Annotated in this window: 16 protein-coding genes and 2 tRNA genes; 11 read left to right on the top strand and 7 right to left on the bottom strand. The window is 45.1% G+C overall.

Annotated elements, in window-relative coordinates:
• The first annotated feature begins 7 nt into the window (after positions 1-7).
• The 4 genes from HMPREF2794_RS18615 to HMPREF2794_RS18605 all read left to right on the top strand — a co-directional run bounded on the left by HMPREF2794_RS18615 (position 8) and on the right by HMPREF2794_RS18605 (position 4,357).
• On the top strand, positions 8-1,723 hold the full coding sequence (locus HMPREF2794_RS18615) for a DUF4091 domain-containing protein (RefSeq protein ID WP_070752179.1): 1,716 nt from the start codon (positions 8-10) through the stop codon (positions 1,721-1,723).
• A 13-nt stretch (positions 1,724-1,736) separates the two neighbouring features.
• Complete coding sequence (locus tag HMPREF2794_RS18610) at positions 1,737-3,812, top strand: family 20 glycosylhydrolase (RefSeq protein ID WP_010537411.1); 2,076 nt, start codon at positions 1,737-1,739, stop codon at positions 3,810-3,812.
• 138 nt (positions 3,813-3,950) lie between these two features.
• Positions 3,951-4,085 carry a hypothetical protein gene (locus HMPREF2794_RS29815; protein ID WP_022301701.1) on the top strand — a complete coding sequence of 45 codons (135 nt, stop codon included), beginning with the start codon at positions 3,951-3,953 and terminating at the stop codon, positions 4,083-4,085.
• Between the two features lie 17 nt (positions 4,086-4,102).
• Positions 4,103-4,357, top strand: coding sequence for a hypothetical protein (locus tag HMPREF2794_RS18605; RefSeq protein WP_010537412.1), 255 nt, complete (start codon positions 4,103-4,105; stop codon positions 4,355-4,357).
• Positions 4,358-4,439: 82 nt separating this feature from the next.
• Here HMPREF2794_RS18605 and HMPREF2794_RS18600 read toward each other — a convergent pair whose 3' ends face one another.
• Positions 4,440-6,008, bottom strand: a complete 1,569-nt coding sequence (locus HMPREF2794_RS18600; RefSeq protein WP_070752177.1) for an ATP-binding protein — start codon at positions 6,006-6,008, stop codon at positions 4,440-4,442.
• Between the two features lie 355 nt (positions 6,009-6,363).
• On the opposite strand from HMPREF2794_RS18600, the gene HMPREF2794_RS18595 reads away from it, so the two are divergent.
• Entirely contained in the window at positions 6,364-6,687 is a 324-nt protein-coding gene (locus tag HMPREF2794_RS18595; RefSeq protein ID WP_070752175.1) for a helix-turn-helix domain-containing protein, read from the top strand.
• Positions 6,688-6,763: 76 nt separating this feature from the next.
• Here the strand turns inward: HMPREF2794_RS18595 and HMPREF2794_RS18590 are convergent, their stop codons facing one another.
• Positions 6,764-8,878, bottom strand: coding sequence for a virulence-associated E family protein (locus tag HMPREF2794_RS18590; RefSeq protein WP_070752173.1), 2,115 nt, complete (start codon positions 8,876-8,878; stop codon positions 6,764-6,766).
• An 86-nt stretch (positions 8,879-8,964) separates the two neighbouring features.
• The gene (locus tag HMPREF2794_RS18585; RefSeq protein ID WP_010537417.1) at positions 8,965-9,195 is read right to left on the bottom strand and encodes a DUF4248 domain-containing protein; all 231 of its coding nucleotides are present in this window, start codon (positions 9,193-9,195) and stop codon (positions 8,965-8,967) included.
• A 193-nt stretch (positions 9,196-9,388) separates the two neighbouring features.
• Between HMPREF2794_RS18585 and HMPREF2794_RS18580 the strand changes: the two genes are divergently transcribed.
• The 3 genes from HMPREF2794_RS18580 to HMPREF2794_RS18575 are packed head-to-tail and all read left to right on the top strand — an operon-like array spanning position 9,389 to position 10,523.
• Positions 9,389-9,886, top strand: coding sequence for an HU family DNA-binding protein (locus HMPREF2794_RS18580; protein WP_010537418.1), 498 nt, complete (start codon positions 9,389-9,391; stop codon positions 9,884-9,886).
• A 36-nt stretch (positions 9,887-9,922) separates the two neighbouring features.
• Positions 9,923-10,090, top strand: a complete 168-nt coding sequence (locus tag HMPREF2794_RS29030) for a hypothetical protein (RefSeq protein WP_167321002.1) — start codon at positions 9,923-9,925, stop codon at positions 10,088-10,090.
• A complete protein-coding gene (locus tag HMPREF2794_RS18575; RefSeq protein WP_070752171.1) occupies positions 10,077-10,523 on the top strand; it encodes an N-acetylmuramoyl-L-alanine amidase in 447 nt (148 codons plus the stop codon). The genes HMPREF2794_RS29030 and HMPREF2794_RS18575 overlap by 14 nt, the downstream gene beginning before the upstream one ends.
• On the opposite strand, the gene pflA is transcribed toward HMPREF2794_RS18575, so the two are convergent.
• Positions 10,520-11,248, bottom strand: coding sequence for a pyruvate formate-lyase-activating protein (gene pflA / locus HMPREF2794_RS18570; RefSeq protein WP_083312128.1), 729 nt, complete (start codon positions 11,246-11,248; stop codon positions 10,520-10,522). The two genes, HMPREF2794_RS18575 and pflA, sit on opposite strands and share 4 nt — an antisense overlap.
• 14 nt (positions 11,249-11,262) lie before the next feature.
• On the bottom strand, positions 11,263-13,491 hold the full coding sequence (pflB, locus tag HMPREF2794_RS18565) for a formate C-acetyltransferase (RefSeq protein ID WP_070752169.1): 2,229 nt from the start codon (positions 13,489-13,491) through the stop codon (positions 11,263-11,265).
• A gap of 240 nt (positions 13,492-13,731) precedes the next feature.
• Between pflB and HMPREF2794_RS18555 the strand changes: the two genes are divergently transcribed.
• The 3 genes from HMPREF2794_RS18555 (at position 13,732) to HMPREF2794_RS18545 (ending at position 15,248) form a co-directional block, all read left to right on the top strand.
• Positions 13,732-13,816 (top strand) — tRNA-Ser (locus tag HMPREF2794_RS18555).
• 106 nt (positions 13,817-13,922) lie between these two features.
• Positions 13,923-14,010 (top strand) — tRNA-Ser (locus HMPREF2794_RS18550).
• Positions 14,011-14,240: 230 nt separating this feature from the next.
• Positions 14,241-15,248 carry a beta-ketoacyl-ACP synthase III gene (locus tag HMPREF2794_RS18545; RefSeq protein ID WP_010537423.1) on the top strand — a complete coding sequence of 336 codons (1,008 nt, stop codon included), beginning with the start codon at positions 14,241-14,243 and terminating at the stop codon, positions 15,246-15,248.
• Positions 15,249-15,352: 104 nt separating this feature from the next.
• Here HMPREF2794_RS18545 and nuoE read toward each other — a convergent pair whose 3' ends face one another.
• Together nuoE and HMPREF2794_RS18535 are read right to left on the bottom strand one after the other, a co-directional pair.
• Positions 15,353-15,829, bottom strand: coding sequence for an NADH-quinone oxidoreductase subunit NuoE (gene nuoE, locus HMPREF2794_RS18540; RefSeq protein ID WP_010537424.1), 477 nt, complete (start codon positions 15,827-15,829; stop codon positions 15,353-15,355).
• An 18-nt stretch (positions 15,830-15,847) separates the two neighbouring features.
• Complete coding sequence (locus HMPREF2794_RS18535) at positions 15,848-17,614, bottom strand: NADH-dependent [FeFe] hydrogenase, group A6 (RefSeq protein ID WP_010537425.1); 1,767 nt, start codon at positions 17,612-17,614, stop codon at positions 15,848-15,850.
• Between the last annotated feature and the right edge of the window lie 8 nt (positions 17,615-17,622).

Below are 17,622 nucleotides of genomic sequence, written 5' to 3'. Positions count from 1 at the left end.
AACAATTATGAAGAAATTCTTATTAAGCAGTATATTTTTGTTTTCACTGGCTTATGGAGTAATAGCCTGTACCGAGGGGTTGCCAACCGACAACTGGGAAGAACCTGTCGTTCCCGTAGATCCTGCCGTTACTACCCTGCGGGGTTCGTTCGAAAGTAAGTTTGTGAGATACTCCAAAGGTCAGCAACACGAAGCTCAGACGGAAGAAGCGAAGATCGTCACCCTTTGGAAAGACACCCTTTGGCAGAACGACCGTACACACAAACAGATAGTGTTATGGTCAGGAGATAAAAAATATGACGACCTCACTTATGAAGTTTCGGATCTGGTGAGCGACGCGAACAGCATCTCTGCCTCCAATATCCGACTTCGTTTCCCTTCCTATATAAAGGGAGACGATCAGGCACTCGATTGTGGAAATTATGAGAGCCGCACCACTACCTTGATTGCCGATGCCCTTTCCCAAGTACCCGTCACAACGCTCACCACTCAAGATCCCGTTAAGATATGGGTGACCATAAACACGCCGGCAGATGCCGTACCGGGCATATATACCGGAACCATTCAGGTGAAATCAGCCAATGAAGTGAAGCAGAAGTTTAATCTGGAATTGCTTGTCGTAGATCATCAGTTGCCTGCGGTAGCCGATTGGAGTTTCCATCTTGATTTATGGCAGTTCCCTTTCCAATTGACAACTCTGTGTCGGGACAACGGAGAAAATGTCGTTCCTTTCTCCGACGAATATTTTGCGATGATGAAGCCGTTTTATCAACTGTTGGCAGATGCCGGGCAGAAGGTAATCACCACGTATATCAAGGACGGTGCTTTCAATAGCGGACAAACGATGGTGAAGTGGTCGAAAAACAGTTCCGACGAGTGGATATTCGACTATACCGATTTTGATAAATATGTCGGGAAAATGATGGAATGGGGAATCAATAAACAGATCAGCTGTTTTTCTTTGGCCGGATGGAAGACGTCTGTCGGATATAAAGACGCGTCGGGCACGGACCGGACATTGGAACTCACCATCGGTACGGAAGAATACAAGACAGTGTGGTCTGCTTTCCTGACTTCTTTCAAGACGCATCTGCAAGAAAAAGGCTGGTTTGACAAAACCGTGCTTTATATGGATGAGATTAAAGAAGACGGTATGAAGTCAATCATAGCTTTAATCAAAGAGAACGATGCGAACTGGAAAATAGGACTGTCGGGAGGAAATGTCGACAGCGGGATAGAGAACAGCCTGTATGATTATTCGACCATTTTAGGCTACGAGCGCCAGTCGGACAATGCCGTTTCTACCTTCTACACCAGTTGCTCGCAGCAATACCCGAACAACTACGTTACGGCGCAAACCAATCCGGCAGAAATGTCGTGGATGGCGTGGTATGCGCTGGCAAAAGGATTTGACGGATATCTGCGCTGGGCATACGATTACTGGACACAGTCTGACCCTACCAGTGCACAGGATAGAAGTAATGCGTCCGGCGACTTCAATATGATTTATCGCAGCGAAAATACCGCCGCCGCTGTTCCCATCTCCAGCATCCGTCTGGAACTGCTGCGGGAAGGCATTCAGGATTTTGAGAAGGCACGTATACTGAACAACGGACAACTGGACGCAGCTATCCGCAATTTCACCTCTGCTTCGGGGCGTGAAGCCGCCAAGTGGGTAGGAATAGCCGAAGGAACATTGAAAGAACTATCTGCAAATGATTAAACAGAAATAGATAATGAAGAAATTAAAGAATAAAATAGCTTTCGTACTGCTGTTTATACTTGTCTCCGCCATGTCGCAGGCAAAGGGATTGGACCCACGTTTTCAGATACTCCCTTTACCCCAGAACATAGAGATATTGAAAGGGCAGGGGATAGCAGGTAGTGAACTGGGATATATCGTATCGAAAGGCGAAAGTAAAATCCCCGTTTTAGGAACATTGCTGGACGCTTTACCCCGCATTGAAAAACAAGGAGCAGGTATTACACTTTCCCTGTCGGAACAGAACACACCCGAATCTCCGGAAGGATATACGCTGGAAATCACATCCCGGGGAGTAACGATCCAATCGCGTGGACAAGCAGGATTGTTCTACGGTTGTCAGACCTTGGAACAACTAATGGAGGATAGTCGTGACCTTCGTATCCCTATTCCATGTCTCCGAATGACGGATTATCCCGAAATCTCTTACCGTGCCGTTCACTTTGATACGAAGCATCATCTGGACCGGGCGGAATACTACTATCGGACCATTGATAAACTGGCCCGCTATAAGGTAAATGCCATCATTTGGGAAGTGGAAGACAAGCTGCGCTATACCCGCCGTCCCGAAGTGGGCGCCCCCAATGCCATCAGCAAACAAGAGATGCAGGCTATCAGTCGCTATGCCAAAGAACGTAATATTGAAATCAGTCCCTTAGTACAAGGATTGGGACACGCCGGCTTTATCCTGAAACGCCATTGGGAACTGCGGGAAAATCCGTATAGTGACTGGGAGTTCTGTCCTTCCGACCCGCGTACCTATGAGTTACAGTTTGATCTTTACCGGGATGCGATGGAAGCCATGCCTGATGGCAAGTATCTTCATATCGGTGGAGATGAAATAACGGCTATCGGCATAGACGAACGTTGTAAAGCGACCGGAAAAACAGCTTTTGAATTGCAGATGATCTGGCTCAAAAAGGTCTGTGACTTTGCTGTGGAACATGGCAGAACTCCCATCTTCTGGGATGATATGCCTTTGAAATATGCCGACCTTTGGTGGTTGTTGCATCGCCCGCTCACCGATGATGAAATTCGTAAGAACTGGAATACCTCCCGGCTGGACGAAGCTATCAAGATGTTCCCGAAGAATTGCATCTATATGCGTTGGCATTACGAAGACCCTACCGTCTTGTCCCATCAGATGCTCCTGGAATGGTATCATAAGAATGGACTGAATGTAATGGGAGCTACCGCCGCAGCGACCGGCGAGACCCCATTCATGCCCAGAAACAACTCCAGGGCACAATATATTAAAGATTTCTGCAAACTTGTTTCTCAGAATCAGTTGAAGGGCATCCTTGCCACGGCTTGGGATGATGCCTCTGCCCATTGGGAAACGGTGATGCGCGGACTTATAGCACAGGGCGAATATAGTTGGCATCCGGACGGGCGGACTGTGGATGAGTTTATCCGGGCGCACGCCCGGAGGGAGTTCGGATTGTCCGGTCAGCAAATGGAGTTTCTGACGGAAATGGAGAAAGCTGCTTTCTTCTTTGATCAGGCATTAGTCGTTTCCGGCACGCGAAATCCTGCTTGGGGAGTATCGGAAACATTCCGGTTGCTGGATTTGCCGGATTCGGAGAAACCGGGAGAATGGAAGCGGAAATATCAGGGAAGACTGGATACCGTCCGCATTGAATCGGCGCGTTATGAGAAGATTTGTAAAGGCTTGAAAGTAGCTGAACAGGCAGCTTTACGCAATCGCTACACGTTGGATATTTATAAGCAGACGAACGAACTGTTTCACTATCCGGTGAAATTGTTGGAAATTTTAGAGGTTTATGACAGTACAAAAAACGATGAAGAACGTCTTCAAGCATTAGTAAGGATAGGTGACGTTTGTAACTCCTTCAAAAGTATGCGTGCTGAATTTGAAAAGACTTATTCGCAAACTCGTTTTATGGAGAGTCCGGAGGGGTATATTGCCGACCAGAACCACCATCATCACTTGTCTGCTTTAAGTAACAACAGTGACTGGATATTTCTGTATGAAATGCCGATGGTAGAAAAAGTGGAAAGATGGTTGAAGGAACAGAAAGATAACTAACCTTAGATTTTAAATATCGTATTGTTCCGTGGAGAGCAATACAGCGTAGTGTTTTGGAGGTATTAGTCACCATTTCGGGAAGCAGGCAGTAGCTGTGCTTTCCGGAATGGCTTTTTTATAATCAATAAAAATAGTTTTATGGAAAATTCATTGAATGATGAATTGTTTTGTTCATTGAAAAATGAACTTCGTGAAGTAAACGCGCAAATCGATGTGCATAGTGAAAAACTGATGGATCTGCTTGACCAAAAAAAAGAATTGTCATCCAACTGATTCGGGAAGGAGAACATATGACGCCCCCCATTATCGAATATCGGGGAGATCCGAAACGGTACATTTCTGTAGTCTTGGGCGCTATTGACAGGGGCCGGTTGACTTATAATGGAGATGCAAACTGCGAGCAGACATTCCGCTCTTTGTCGGGTGTAATAGATGTTATAAGTCCTAAGAACGGGAAAGCACTAAGTGTGGAAACGTTGGTCTCGTATGAGAAGAAAGAACGTGCCGGAGAGTTTTCGGACTATTCGAAAGGAAATTCCGAATAGCCTGCTTTTATTGATGGGCTGATAAAAAATGTGGCGGAAATCTGAATGAATACTTGTGCAGATTGCCGCCACTTAGGTTTCATTACTCAATGGTCTCTATTAACCAACGATTTAAGTTCCGGCTTTCTGCACTAAATTCCACTCCGATCTTTATAATCTCTCTATGATCTGCCTGATAAGGAATCAAATATCCTTTTTCATCAATTTGTTTTAGTGCTTCTTCGACTGTTCCATTCAGCTTAAACTCAAATACATAGATATATTTCGGTGTTTTTACTACAGCGTCGGCACGTCCACGGGCACTGCGTACTTCGGCTTCGGTAAATTGTCCCATTAATTTGAATACCAAGTAGAAGATCACTTGATAATGCCGTTCGGTCTGGTCATTTAATTCGTATGGAATGTCTCCAAAGAAAGCTTCAAGGCGGGTAAGGAAAGAGTCGTAGTCGCCTGTCCGTAAATCCTGAACAAATTTGCCTATGTAAAATCCTTGGTCATTGTTCTTCATTGGTGTATAGAACGGCACAAGAAAATTGATGAATCCATAGCGCACTTCATCATTAGGAAAGGCAAGCAGATAATTTTGGAATTCTCTGTCGTAGTCCTTAATTGTTAAATATCCGCTTTGGTAAATCAATGGAATAGGGTTATTCGCGTCTACCCTATATTCTGCAAAAGAAGAAACAGGAGCTTCGATGCCATTAAGCAAAGTACGCAGATCATAGTCACTTTTTTGCAAAAGTTCGATCAAGAAAGTAGGTGTACCTGTTTGAAACCAGTAATTTCCCAATTCCAGTTTGCTGAAAGCATTCAATACACTAAATGGATTGAATACCCCATCGCCATCCGGGTGAAAATGGTAACCGTCATAATTGCGTTCCATCGCAGTTACTACTTCTTCCGGACTCTGATGATTTTTCCGCCCGAAAGTTTCTATTTCGGGTTTAAATGTTGCAATCAGTTCCTCACGGGTGATGCCGCAAAGTGTTGCATAAGAGTAGTCCAGGCTAATATCATTCAGTTGATTCAGATCGCTGAATACGCTGACTTGTGAGAACTTTGTAACTCCGGTCAGGAATACAAATCTCAGATAACGGTCCGTACTTTTTAGTACTCCGTAAAAAGCTTTCAGCGATTGACGATATTCTTCAAGCAGTTCGAGGTTGGTGATGGCTTGCAGTAGTGGCTTATCGTATTCATCAACCAGCACGACTACTTGATGCCCGGTCTGTTCGCATGCTCTGCGAATGACGCCTCCGAAACGTGCGGAAGGAGTCTTTTCGTCAAGACCTTTTCCATATTGAAGTTCCCATTGGGTGAGATGATTGCTGAGAATATCATTTAGTTTCTCCGGCTTATCATACTTTTCTGCATTTAGGTCAAGATGGAGTACCGGATATTCTGTCCATTCTGTTTCCATTTGTTCGATAGCAAGACCTTCGAATAGTTCTTTTTTACCTAGAAAATAGGATTCGAAGGTAGATAACAGCAGGCTTTTGCCAAATCGGCGCGGTCTGCTCAGGAAGTAAGGTTTTCCTAAATTAGCCATCCGCCATACCAATGCAGTCTTATCTACATAAAGATAATTCTTCCTTCGTATATCTTCAAAGGTTTGTATTCCAATAGGAAGTTTACGCATCAAGTTGTCCATATCTGATTCTTTTGATCTTTTGCACATCAAAGATAACAAATATTTCCTGAAGTCTGCTTCAATTGACAGGCTGATTTGAAAATGCGGTGAGAAATCGAAAAAAGACAGTTGTGTTTTTCTGATTTCCCGCCGTCTTTTTGGAGGAAGAAAAGGCAAAAAGTGAGAGGAGTGAGAGAGGATTTCTAACATTCGTATTTTTTTTAGAGAAATATAGAAAGTAGAAATAAAGAAATAAAATAGAAAAAGTTTCAATTCCTCTCTCACTCCTCTCACTTTTGTAGGTGAAGATGATGAAAAATAATATAAAACGAAAAAATGTGTTGTATAGTTGAACAACATTTCGTATATTTGCGTTATGGAAAGAGAAATAATAGCATCTAAAGGGTACTTCAAAGAATTCTTTAATGTCAGTGCATTAATAGATGAGCGTTTTGGTAAGGAAGGAACTGCTTCTCGTGCAGAGGCAGAAGAAAAGGCATACGCCTTTTACACAGGGCAGATTATCGGAGACGCGAGGAAAAAGGCTAAAATCACTCAGGCTGAATTAGCCCGGCGTATCGGTTCTGACCGTTCTTATATTTCAAGAGTAGAAAGTGGTCAGACGGAACCTAAAGTATCTACTTTCTATCGCATAATGAATGCGTTAGGCTGTAAAATAGAATTTTCAAAGATTTTGTAAAAACAATAAATGCAGAGTATCCGTCAAGATGACTCTGCATTTTGCTATATTCATAATTCATAGGTCTTTCCCGCTTCTACTCATACAGTCTGTTTGATTTTACCTGTTCGATATCTATAATAAACACAGCATAGCGGCGTCCGTTATTTCCTTTTTTTGACTCAAAGTGGTGTTTGGTCATCACCTTTCCCAACTGTATTTTTGACCCGATGGAATACTGGTAACCGGTACGCTCACGTATCAGTTCCGCAATCTCACTGACAGTCAGATAATGAATCTTCTCGAAACGGTCCGGCTTGCGGATATGCGTAAGTACCAATTCTTCTTCCGGTGAATGGAAGACGAAAGCCTCGTTATTCTCTTCAAGACGTTCATTTTCCGCCTGCGTGAACCAGTACTGATATCCCGGTTTGTTCAGCAGATATTTGATCTGAGCATAGAGCTGCGGATAATTGATGGTAATAAATTGGATGGAATTGGGATGAAAACAAAGGAAACGACGATTACCTGTCGTGTCGTGAAGCACTTCCTGATAATTACATGTTCCTGCAAAAGAAGCCGTATGAGGAAAATTTTGCGAACGGCGTGCATAAGGCAGACGGAAACTGATGACTTTGCGTGTTACCAAATCTTTGAATGCATTCAGTTCGCGACCACTCATGCCTTCAAACTCGTCGAGATTGATCAGCATAGCCTGTGTTATTTTTGCCAAATCATCTTTATTGTTCGAATTGATTAGTCCGGTAGAAAGATAAGCACGCAGTTCGGGAGGCAGGAGGTTGTTGATAAAAGTCGTTTTCCCTATGTTCTGTATCTCGCTGCATAGCAAAAGTACCGTGTGATTGACAATGTTCTCCTGAGTAGCGGCTGCGCACATTGCTACCAGATAACGCTCCAGACATTCTGCCCAGAACTCCTGATGATTCGTCTGGACACTATCTGCAAGGATACGGATATAGTCGGTTCCGTCCCATTCGGGCAATAATTCAAAATATTCGCGAATAGGGTGGTACGTCTGGCTGAAATCGGAGTAGATCAGATTCTCGATTGTTTTGACAGTGCAGGAATATCCCAGCTCATTAATTTCTATCCAGATACTGTTTTCCATCATTTCATCCAGAATGCGGAAAGGTTCCGGTTGTTCTGAGGCGGGATGCCTTCTGCGATATTCCATAATATGCAGCACTTCGTTGTAGCGTGTCTCGTAGTTTTCGCTGATATGCTGCTCTATCCGTAATATCCGTTTCTGTGTACTATTCAACTTATAGGTCTTAAATTCATCGGTGTGAGAGTAGGCACTATTTATCAAAGAGTCTGTTTCGTCCGCCGGAAAGTCTGTAAACTGGCTTTTGATGAAAGCGGACGCTTCTTCCTGCGGAATGCCGTAACGGTTGAATATGCATGAGAGATGATGCAGGTAATTGTTCCGGTTTCCTGCTGTGTATTTTTCGGACTTGTTGTGATAGTAGGTTAAAGTCAATACCAGAGAAGCGTTGTCGGAATGGGAGTTGAGCGCTGTTTCCTCATTCATCGGGTTGTCCTTCGGATGATTCTGTTGTTTGGGGGTGGAGGCACTTTTATTCTTTGAAGGCTTGTAGGACATAGGAGGTTGTGCCATGAGGAAAGCCTCGGCATCCGGATTGAAATAAATGTCCGGGTCGTAGGAGAACAAACAGGTACGCGCCACATCCTGACCGGAGGTATCGATTTCTATCTGACAGAGCTGGGCATACAGAGAGGCAAGCTTGGTGTAAACTGCATGGTGGAAGTTTGCTATTTCCTGAAGGGTTTCGGGCAAGGTTTCATCCGGATGGCATGCACGCACTACAATTTTCACTCCCATCCCTTTGGGACTGATGAAAACGATGCGGGTGTACCTGCATCCTCTGATTATAGGGAGAATCCGCGCTAATTCTTCTTCACTGAGATGGTCGATATCTATCACAATATGTCCCAGATATTTGACGAGATTCTCTTTGGTACGCCTGCCTCTGTAACAGGCAGAAAAGGCGATGGCCGGCAACTCTTTTTTCTTTTCATTGGCAGCCTTTTCTCCTTGCTCTGCAAAGATGTGACGTATCTCTTCGACTCTTTTCCGGTAGGTGGAACTGGCGATGGCCGATACTATTTCTTCTTCAGTCATTTCTGCTATTACATAATAGAAGTTTTGGAATATGGTGAAATGTTTCATATTGATTGTAGTTGTTATTTGTCGGTGCAAAAGAACTTGTTTTTGAAAAGTTGTAAAGGAACTTTGTCTGTAATGGCAATAAGTTACTATGGTTCGCCTAAATAGTGTACGATGGTCGCCACTTGTTTCGGAGAGAGCAGGCGGTTTCGTGCACGATAGCCTTCATGTTCGAGTTCATTCAGCAGCGGGAGGTTACAGACAATCCAGCGGCGCAGAATTTGTAAGGCGACTTTGAGGCAAACATTGGGGTTGTAGAGATGGGCCAATTCCGCTTTGGTATACGTGCGGATAATAAAATAATTTTCGTTGTAGTTCATGATTCTTTTTTCTTGTTTTATGCTATAAAGTTACTGAAAAAAGAGGACTTGACAAAGAAATAACTTCACTTTTATTCGCTGAAAATCAGTGAACTTCGTTGGAGAATGTGGACTGTTGATAGTTGTGTATCTTTGTACTGTTAACAAGAGAGGAATGCATTCTTAATGTTTATAACTTTAAAATTATTTTATTATGGCAATGACAGTTTCTTATTCAGTAGTGCCGCGTAAGAACCCGGCAAAGAAGAGTGAACCGGCAAAGTACTATGCGCAAGCGCAAGCATCGGGTGAATTGGATTTTGAAGAGTTATGTGAGGCGATTACGAGTCGTTCCACTTGTACGGAGACAGATGTGCGTGCTGCTATTTCAGGTATTCTTTATGAGGTAAAACGTGCGTTGAAAGCCGGACGCATTGTTCGCTTGGGCGATTTGGGCAGTTTGCAGATCGGGTTGAATAGTGAGGGGGCTACATCGGTGAAGGAATTTACCGGTTCATTGATCAAGGGGGCGCATATCATTTTCCGTCCGGGGAAAACTTTGGCGGAGCTGATGAAGATTTTGAGTTATCAGCAGGTTTTGACCCGCGCTGTGGCACAGTCCGGTGCAGGAGGCGACAGCGGGGATGATCCGGACAAAGGTTCCGGTGGCAGCGGATCGGATGACGATGAGGCTCCGGACCCTACAGTGTGATTTTTTTAGTGGTAAGCAATTAAATGAAGATGTGAAATGAAAGAATTAGTAAGCAAGATTTTGGATGTGATCATGTATCTTATACCTTTCTTCGGTAAGAGGAAACGGAATAGGGTGGTGAGAGAGGTACGTTATAATGCTTCCTGTAAGGAGGTATGTGAAGTGAAAACTACTGAAAGGGAGAAAGACGATGAGAAAGATTAGTTTGATTGTGATTCATTGTTCGGCTACTCGTGTTGACCGTGACTTTACGGCGAAAGATGTGGATACTGCGCATCGGTATCGTGGATTCTCGTGCTGGGGGTATCATTATTATATATGCAAGTCGGGAGAAGTGGAACCGATGCGGGATGAGGATACAACGGGAGCGCATGCGAGAGGCTATAATGCGATTAGTCTGGGAGTGTGCTACGAAGGCGGACTGGATGAGAACGGTAAGGCTGCGGATACACGTACACCCCTTCAGAAAGAGGCGTTACATCATCTGGTAAAGGAATTGTTGCAGCGTTATCCGGAAGCAAAGGTGGTAGGGCACCGCGATTTGAGTCCGGATACTAACTACAACGGGATTGTAGATCCTTGGGAACGGATCAAGGAATGTCCCTGTTTTGAAGTAAGTGACGAATTTCCGTTCTAATTGACTACTACAGTAGTGAAATACTCCTTGAATACCTCCGCAGCTTGTTCTACTTGCTCGGGGGTATTTTCTTTTGCATCTTTCAGTTTGTAATCCTGCTCCATGGCTTCGTACTTGTGTACTCCTAAGGTGTGATAGGGCAGAAGCTCTACACGCTGAATCATTTTATACGTTCCCAATGCTTTTCCCAATGCGCGGATATCTTCTTCAAAACTACTGTATCCGGGTACTAGTACATAGCGTAGCCAGAAAGGTTTCCCATGTTCTTCCAGCCAGGCAGCGGTGCGTAGTGTCTGTTCGTTGTTTCTTCCGGTCAGCGCTTGATGCCGGTTGGGATTGAACTCCTTTATGTCCAGCAGTACGAGATCGGTCAGCTTGAACAGTTCTTCCACTTCTTCGTTCCAGATTCCTCCATTACTGTCCAGACAAACATGGATTCCCTTTTCTTTCAGTTCGCGAACCAATGGTACCAGTGCCTTTGCCTGAAAGGTCGGTTCTCCTCCCGAAAAAGTGATCCCCCCGCGTTTGCCAAAGAAGGGACGCTGGCTCATTGCCATGCGGACAATTTCTTCCGGTGGGGTAGGCGTACCTCCCTTTCCTGCTATCGTATCCGGGTTGGCACAATACAGGCAACGGAAATTGCATCCTTGAAGAAAAACGACGAGCCGTAAGCCCGGCCCGTCGAATGTTCCCATACTTTCGTATGAATGTACGTTTATCATCATAAGAGTATATAAGATTACATACGTTCGTGGAAGCTACGGCTGATAACTTCCAGTTGGTGTTCGCGGCTCAGTTTCACGAAGTTTACGGCGTAACCGGAAACACGGATTGTCAGCTGCGGATATTTTTCAGGATGCTCCATTGCATCGTATAGCATGTCACGGTTCAGCACGTTCACGTTCAGGTGGTGTGCACCTTTGGTGAAGTAGCCGTCCATCATCGTTATGAGGTTTTCGATACGGTCTTCGTCGGTAGCTCCCAGTGATTTCGGAACGATAGAGAAGGTGTTGCTGATACCGTCTTGTGAGTCACGGTAACGAAGTTTCGCTACAGAGCTCAAAGAGGCGATGGCACCATTCTTGTCACGTCCGTGCATCGGGTTGGCACCCGGAGCAAAGGCGACACCTTTGGCACGTCCGTCAGGAGTAGCGCCGGTCTTCTTTCCGTACATGACGTTCGAGGTGATGGTCAGCAATGAAAGGGTAGGACGCGCATTCTTGTAAACCGGCAGTTTCTTCAATTCTTCGCTGAAGAAGTATACCAGGTCAACACCCAAGTGGTCTACCTTATCATTGTCATTACCGAAGCATGGGAATTCGCCTTCGATATCGAAACCTTCTGTCAGGCCGATGTCGTTGCGGCGGGCAGTAACTTTTGCATACTTGATAGCCGATAATGAGTCGAGTGCAATGGAAAGTCCGGCTACACCGTAAGCCAGGTTGATGCGCGGGTTGGTATCTACAAGAGCCATCTGGGCTTTCTCGTAGTAATACTTATCGTGCATGTAGTGGATGATGTTCATTGCTTCGTTATATACGCGGGCAATTTCTGTCAGCACTTTCTTATAGTTGTCCATTACTTCTTCAAACTTCAGCGTGTCGCTTGTCAGCACAGGAATGTTTTTCACCATCACGGTGCCTGTATTCTCGCAACGTCCGCCGTTGATGGCAAGCAACAAGGCTTTTGCGAGGTTGCAACGTGCGCCGAAGAACTGGATCTGTTTTCCGATTTCCTGATAAGATACGCAGCAAGCGATTCCGTAGTCGTCAGACTGGCGTACTTCGCGCATCAAGTCGTCATTTTCATATTGGATAGATGAAGTGTCGATAGAAACCTTGGCACAGAATTCCTTGAATCCTTCCGGCAGTTCCGGGCTCCACAGTACAGTCAGGTTCGGTTCTGGTGAAGGACCGAGGTTGTACAGTGTTTGCAGGAAGCGGAAAGAAGTCTTTGTCACTTTGGTACGTCCGTCGTTGAGACGTCCGCCCAGAGATTCGGTCACCCAAGTCGGGTCGCCGGCAAAGATGTCGTTGTATGATTGCATACGCAGGTGGCGTACCATACGCAGTTTGATGACAAACTGGTCGATCAGTTCTTGTGCGTAAGATTCTGTAATGGTTCCCTTGCTCAATTCATATTCCATATAGATATCGAGGAAAGAAGAAACGTTGCCCAGTGACATGGCAGCACCGTCTTGTTCTTTTACGGCAGCGAGGTAAGCCATGTATACCCATTGCACAGCTTCCTGCGCAGTGTAGGCAGGACGGCTCAGGTCGAGTCCGTAGTATTCGCCCATTACCTTCATGTCTTTCAGTGCCTTGATTTGCTCTGCTACTTCCTCGCGCAGGCGGATACGGGCATCAGTCATCGGACCAGTCAGGTTGCGGAGGTCTTCTTTTTTAGCTTCAATCAGTCGGTCGATACCATAAAGAGCCATACGGCGGTAGTCACCGATGATACGTCCGCGAGCGTAGTTGTCGGGAAGTCCCGTGAGGAATCCCAGTGAACGGAACGAGCGGATTTCTTCGGTATATACGTCGAATACTCCGTCATTATGGGTTTTACGATAATGAGTGAAGATATCTTTTACACGATCGTCTACTTCTACGCCATTCTCGTGGCAAGCCTTGCTTACTACGTTGATACCTCCGAAAGGTTTGATGGCACGTCTCAAAAGTTCGTCTGTCTGCAGACCAACGATCAGTTCGTTTTCCTTGTCGATATATCCGGCTTTGTGAGATGTGATAGTAGATACGGTAACATTATCTAGCGAGCGGACACCGTTGTTGGCTCTTTCTTCTGCCAATGCTTCGAGGCAGCGGTTCCATACGGCTTTTGTACGTTCAGTAGGTCCTTCGAGGAAAGAAGCATCTCCGTAATACGGAGTGATATTGTGACTTACGAAATCTCTAACGTTGATTTCGCTGCTCCAAAGACCGTCTTTAAAGATCTTGTTTAATTCCATAAAATGATAAAATTAGAGGTTGTAGTTATCCTTTTCTTTAGAGCGCACAAAGTTACAATCATTTTTCATATAATCAGCATAAATATGCTCTCTTTTATGCTTTTCAACATAAAATACCTATTAATTGCTATCCTTAGGAAAAGATTCGATTATTTTTTGAGAGAAAACTCTTGCAAGTTTAAAATATCTTTGTACCTTTGCACCGCTTTTAACGAAAAGCACTTCTGATAAGGAAGTTCTGGAGAGGTGGCAGAGTGGTCGATTGCGGCGGTCTTGAAAACCGTTGTACTGCGAGGTACCCGGGGTTCGAATCCCTGTCTCTCCGCTGGAAAGCAGCTGTTCGGCTGCTTTTTTGTTTTTATGGAGGGTGATGACTCCGATATTTTGAAACGGAAACGGGGTGTTTCCAATGTTTTTATTGAGTTTTGAAAGGAGAGATGCTCGAGTGGTTGAAGAGGCACGCCTGGAAAGCGTGTATACGCCAAAAGTGTATCGCGGGTTCGAATCCCGCTCTCTCCGCAGAATATGAAACCATTTTATGCTATGCGGGGTTCTTTTCGTTTGTTTTTCAATTATGTACTTATCTGAATTTTAGTCAAAACTTCTCGGTCTTTAGCCAAAAGTTCTTTTCATAAGTAAAAGAGACTGGTATTTTTAGTAATCCTTTCTTGTATATCATTCTCTTTTCTGTATATTTGCGCCCGATATTTTTGAGATATCACATTTTTGTAATTCTGAAAATAGACTTGATGGATAAAATAAATGCGGTAATTACTGGAGTCGGAGGATATGTGCCCGATTATGTGCTGACTAATGATGAAATTTCTAAAATGGTCGATACCACTGACGAATGGATTATGGGGCGTATTGGTATCAAAGAACGACACATTTTGAATGAGGAAGGACTCGGGACTTCTTACATGGCTCGTAAGGCTGTAAAGCAGTTGATACAACGCACGAATACCAATCCGGATGATATTGACCTGATTATTGTTGCCACTACTACTTCTGATTATCGTTTTCCTTCTACAGCATCTATCCTCTGCGAAAGACTGGGATTAAAACATGCTTTTGCCTTTGATATGCAGGCTGTTTGCAGTGGTTTCTTGTATGCAATGGAGACAGGAGCGAATTTTGTCCGTTCGGGGAAGTATAAAAAGGTAATCATAGTGGGGGCTGATAAGATGTCTTCTATCATTGATTATACAGACCGCGCAACTTGTCCTATCTTCGGTGACGGTGCGGCTGCTTTCATGCTGGAACCAACGACAGAAGATGTAGGAATCATTGATTCCGTTTTGCGGACGGATGGTAAAGGGCTACCTTTCCTGCATATAAAAGCCGGAGGGTCTGTATGTCCGCATTCGTATTATACTTTGGATAATCATATGCAGTATATTTATCAGGAAGGCCGTACTGTATTTAAGTATGCTGTAGCCAATATGTCGGATGCATGCGAGGCCATTATTGCAAGAAATCATTTGACGAAGGAAGATATTGACTGGGTGATTCCTCATCAGGCCAACCAACGTATAATCACTGCTGTAACACAGCGTCTGGAAGTGCCATCGGAAAAGGTTATGGTCAACATTGAGCGTTATGGCAATACGAGTGCCGGCACGCTTCCGCTTTGTATCTGGGATTTTGAAAATAAACTGAAAAAAGGCGATAAGCTGATTTTCACTGCGTTCGGAGCAGGATTTGCCTGGGGAGCCGTTTACGTGAAGTGGGGATATGACGGAAAAAAGCTGAGCTAAAAAAGTCCGGTTTTAGATAGATGATATAGATAAAAAGCAAAGGGTCATCTCAAGATAAAATTTTCAAAGTGAGAGCTTTATCTTGAGATGACCTTCTTTTTGTTTTATTCCAGTTTCTCAATGATTTTCTTTACGTCTACCGGTTGTAACCGTCCGTACACCTTTTCACCGATCATCACTACCGGAGCTAATCCGCAGGCGCCTACGCAGCGCAGGCAGTCTAATGAATATTTTCCGTCGGGAGTGGTTTCTCCGACTTCGATGCCAAGTACCCGTTTGAATTCTTCCAATAATTTCTCTGACCCCCGTACGTAGCATGCCGTGCCCATACAGACGGAAATAGGATGCTTTCCTTTCGGAGTCATAGTGAAGAAGGTATAGAATGTCACTACCCCGTAGACTTTGGATACGGGAATTCTGAGTTTCGAGGCTATGATACGCTGCATCTCTTCAGGCAAATAGCCGTGCAGATGTTGCGCTTCATGCAAAATATTTATTAATTCGCCCGGATTGTTTCCATGCTTGTCGCAAATCGTTTTGACTTGTTCCACCACATCACAGGCTAGCTTTATATCTGACATAATACTACTTGTTTAAAGTTAATCGATCGATTTATTGAAATAATGCGTATGTAACAGCATTTCCGATTTCTCGCCCAGTGGTTTGCCGAGATATTCTTCATACAGTTTTTGAATATACGGATTTTCGTGAGATTTGCGTAAAGGTTTGTTGGCATCTTCACGGTAAAGGGCGTTGGCACGTGCATAAAGAACGTCTGAATTGCCGTGATGCAACGGTTGTCCGCCACCTCCGATACAGCCGCCGGGGCATGCCATGATTTCGATTACATGATATTCATTCTGTCCGTTTCGTATATCTTCCAGCAAATGCCGTGCGTTGCCTAGTCCGTGGGCGATGCCTACTTTCAGTTCAAATCCGTTTAGATGGATGGTAGCACGCCGCACACCGCTCAGTCCGCGTACCTGTTCAAAATTTACATTTTTCAGCGGTTCTCCGGTATAGATTTCGTAAACGGAGCGCAGGGCGGCTTCCATTACACCACCTGTCGTACCGAAGATGACACCGGCACCGGTAGATTCTCCCATAGGATTGTCGAACGGGCTGTCCAGTACGAGGGTAAAACCGATGTTGGCACGCTTTATCAGTCGTGCCAGTTCGCGGGTGGAGATGGAATAATCAACGTCGGGGATGCCGTTCACTTTAAATTCGTCACGGTCACATTCATATTTCTTAGCCAGACAGGGCATGATGGAGACGACTACCAGTTTCTCGCGGGGGATTCCCATTTTCTCTGCCCAGTAAGACTTGGCGATGGAGCCGAACATCTGTTGGGGAGAACGTGCGGTAGAAGGGATATCCAGCATATCCGGGAAATGATGTTCGAAGAAATTCACCCATGCCGGACAGCAGGAAGTCAAGATTGGAAGCCGAACGGATTTGTCGCCATCCAAGTAGCGTGTCAGTCGGTTCAGAATCTCAGAACCTTCTTCCATGATGGTCAGGTCAGCGGCAAAGTCTGTATCAAATACGTAGTCGAAGCCCAGTTCGCGCAAGGCGTAAACCATTTTTCCGGTTACCAACGTGCCGGGAGGTAACCCGAATTCCTCTCCCAAGGCGGCACGTACGGCGGGAGCTGTCTGAACAATTACGACTTTATCGGGATTGGCCAGGTCATCCAATAGGCGGTTGGTGTAGTCGCGTTCGGTCAATGCGCCTACAGGGCATACGGCTACACACTGTCCGCAGTAGGTACATTCACTGTCTTTCATCATTCTGTCGAATGCCGGTGCTATCGTTGTGTTGAATCCACGACGGATAGCTCCCAGTGCTCCGACTGTCTGTACATCATTGCAGACGCTTTCGCATCGGCGGCAGAAGATGCATTTGTCCATATTGCGTACAATGGAGGAGGTCACTTCCCGTTTGCGGGGAGAAAGTTCGCCACCGTTGAATGGCATCTCACGGATGTTGAAGCGCAGTGCCAGTGTCTGGAGTTCACAGTTTCCGCATTTGGGACAGGTGAGACAGTCGTTGGGATGATCGGACAGGATAAGTTCGGCTACTACTTTCCGGGCGTTCATCACACGCAGCGTACTGGTTTTTACTACCATCCCTTCCGTGCAACGGGTAGCGCAGGCGGGAGCCAGATTGCGACGCCCTATTACTTCGACTACGCAGATGCGGCAGGAAGCGGGATTGTTTTTGATACAAGTGCCTTTCAAGTCGATGTGACACAGTGTGGGTATGTTGATGCCGATTTTACAAGCGGCTTCGAGGATCGTGCTTCCTTCGGGTACGGTAATAAAGTGACCGTCTATCTGGAGGGTGATTTGTTTTTCTTCCATAGCAATAG

Source organism: Bacteroides sp. HMSC067B03, from assembly GCF_001811315.1.
GTDB lineage: Bacteria > Bacteroidota > Bacteroidia > Bacteroidales > Bacteroidaceae > Bacteroides > Bacteroides faecis.
Note: the sequence above shows the minus strand (reverse complement) of the source record. Positions and strands in the feature narration are given on the sequence as shown.

Coding starts and splice junctions, on each gene's coding strand:
- HMPREF2794_RS18605 (WP_010537412.1), top strand. CDS start 4,103: ATGACGCCCCCCATTATCGAATATCGGGGAGATCCGAAACGGTACATT.
- pflA (WP_083312128.1), bottom strand. CDS start 11,248: ATGATGATAAACGTACATTCATACGAAAGTATGGGAACATTCGACGGG.
- HMPREF2794_RS18585 (WP_010537417.1), bottom strand. CDS start 9,195: ATGAACTACAACGAAAATTATTTTATTATCCGCACGTATACCAAAGCG.
- HMPREF2794_RS18595 (WP_070752175.1), top strand. CDS start 6,364: ATGGAAAGAGAAATAATAGCATCTAAAGGGTACTTCAAAGAATTCTTT.
- HMPREF2794_RS18590 (WP_070752173.1), bottom strand. CDS start 8,878: ATGAAACATTTCACCATATTCCAAAACTTCTATTATGTAATAGCAGAA.
- HMPREF2794_RS29815 (WP_022301701.1), top strand. CDS start 3,951: ATGGAAAATTCATTGAATGATGAATTGTTTTGTTCATTGAAAAATGAA.
- HMPREF2794_RS29030 (WP_167321002.1), top strand. CDS start 9,923: ATGAAAGAATTAGTAAGCAAGATTTTGGATGTGATCATGTATCTTATA.
- nuoE (WP_010537424.1), bottom strand. CDS start 15,829: ATGTCAGATATAAAGCTAGCCTGTGATGTGGTGGAACAAGTCAAAACG.
- pflB (WP_070752169.1), bottom strand. CDS start 13,491: ATGGAATTAAACAAGATCTTTAAAGACGGTCTTTGGAGCAGCGAAATC.
- HMPREF2794_RS18580 (WP_010537418.1), top strand. CDS start 9,389: ATGGCAATGACAGTTTCTTATTCAGTAGTGCCGCGTAAGAACCCGGCA.
- HMPREF2794_RS18545 (WP_010537423.1), top strand. CDS start 14,241: ATGGATAAAATAAATGCGGTAATTACTGGAGTCGGAGGATATGTGCCC.
- HMPREF2794_RS18615 (WP_070752179.1), top strand. CDS start 8: ATGAAGAAATTCTTATTAAGCAGTATATTTTTGTTTTCACTGGCTTAT.
- HMPREF2794_RS18600 (WP_070752177.1), bottom strand. CDS start 6,008: ATGGACAACTTGATGCGTAAACTTCCTATTGGAATACAAACCTTTGAA.
- HMPREF2794_RS18610 (WP_010537411.1), top strand. CDS start 1,737: ATGAAGAAATTAAAGAATAAAATAGCTTTCGTACTGCTGTTTATACTT.
- HMPREF2794_RS18535 (WP_010537425.1), bottom strand. CDS start 17,614: ATGGAAGAAAAACAAATCACCCTCCAGATAGACGGTCACTTTATTACC.
- HMPREF2794_RS18575 (WP_070752171.1), top strand. CDS start 10,077: ATGAGAAAGATTAGTTTGATTGTGATTCATTGTTCGGCTACTCGTGTT.